Here is a 1,772-nt window from a genome sequence, read left to right on the forward strand (position 1 = left end):
GTCCGTTCCGTCGACGGCTTTGGTGGGGCTTGTTTTTTTTTTGTTCTTGTCTCCTTCCCCCCCAACCCCCCCTTACGGCGTGGGCACCAGCCCCTCCCCGGCACCCGCACCACCCACACCGACGTGAAGGGCAACCCCCATGGCTGACTACGTCCTCGCCATCGACCAGGGCACGACGAGCTCGCGTGCCATCGTCTTCGACCACTCCGGCCGGATCGTCTCCACCGGCCAGCTCGAGCACGACCAGATCTTCCCCAAGGCGGGATGGGTCGAGCACAACGCCGAGCAGATCTGGAGCAACGTGCGCGAGGTCGTCGGGCTGGCGCTCACGCGCGGCAACCTGGCGCACACCGACCTCGCCGCCATCGGCATCACCAACCAGCGCGAGACCGCCGTCGTGTGGGACAAGAACACCGGCAAGCCGGTGTACAACGCGATCGTGTGGCAGGACACCCGCACGCAGGCGATCGTCGACGAGCTCGGCGGCTCCGAGGGCGCCGACAAGTACAAGTCGATCGTCGGCCTGCCGCTGGCGACCTACTTCTCCGGCCCCAAGGTGAAGTGGATCCTCGACAACGTCGAGGGCGCGCGCGAGGCCGCCGAGAAGGGCGACCTCCTGTTCGGCAACACCGACACCTGGGTGCTGTGGAACATGACCGGCGGGCCCGACGGCGGCGTGCACGTCACCGACGTCACCAACGCGTCGCGCACCATGCTCATGGACCTCGACACCCTGAGCTGGCGCGAGGACATCGCCGCGGACATGGGCATCCCGATGTCGATGCTGCCCGAGATCCGCTCCTCCTCCGAGGTGTACGGGCAGGGCCGCCCCCGCGGCCTCGTGCCCGGCGTGCCGATCGCCGGCATCCTCGGCGACCAGCAGGCGGCCACCTTCGGCCAGGCGTGCTTCGAGACCGGCACCGCGAAGAACACCTACGGCACCGGCAACTTCATGCTCCTCAACACGGGCACGGAGAAGGTGCCGAGCAAGAACGGCCTGCTCACCACCGTCTGCTACAAGATCGGCGACGCCCCCCAGGTGTACGCCCTCGAGGGCTCCATCGCCGTCACCGGCTCCCTCATCCAGTGGCTGCGGGACAACCTCGGCATGTTCGAGGACGCCCCCGACGTCGAGTGGCTGGCCCGCAAGGTCGAGGACAACGGCGGCGCCTACTTCGTGCCTGCGTTCTCCGGCCTGTTCGCCCCGTACTGGCGCCCCGACGCCCGCGGCGCGCTCGTGGGGCTCACCCGGTACGTCAACCGCAACCACATCGCCCGCGCGGCGCTCGAGGCCGTGGCGTTCCAGACCCGCGAGGTCGTCGACGCCATGAAGCTCGACTCCGGCGTCGACCTCACCGAGCTCAAGGTCGACGGCGGCATGGTCCAGAACGAGCTGCTCATGCAGTTCCAGGCCGACCAGCTCGGCGTCGACGTCGTGCGGCCCAAGGTCGCCGAGACGACGGCGCTCGGCGCCGCCTACGCCGCCGGCATCGCCGTCGGGTTCTGGAAGGGCGAGGAGGACGTCACCGCGAACTGGGCCGAGGACAAGCGCTGGTCGCCGGCGATGGCCGAGGACGAGCGCGAGCGCCTCTACCGGTCCTGGAAGAAGGCCGTGACGAAGACCTTCGACTGGGTCGACGCCGACGTGCAGTAGTCCGTAGACCGAAACCTCGGTGCTGGCGCTGAGGGGACGGCATCGCTTCGCCCGGACGCGTTCACGGGCGCCAGGGCGCCCTCCACTTCGGGAGGGATACGTCCGGGCGAAGCGATGC

At 69.0% G+C, this 1,772-nt stretch carries 1 protein-coding gene; it reads left to right on the forward strand.

The window, feature by feature from the left end:
* Nucleotides 1-139: 139 nt before the first annotated feature.
* Complete coding sequence (gene glpK, locus ACFVS0_RS14135; protein ID WP_430550631.1) at nt 140-1,654, forward strand: glycerol kinase GlpK; 1,515 nt, start codon at nt 140-142, stop codon at nt 1,652-1,654.
* Nucleotides 1,655-1,772 lie beyond the last annotated feature (118 nt).

Origin of the sequence: Isoptericola sp. NPDC058082, assembly GCF_042885055.1 — a bacterium.
Lineage (GTDB): Bacteria > Actinomycetota > Actinomycetes > Actinomycetales > Cellulomonadaceae > Isoptericola.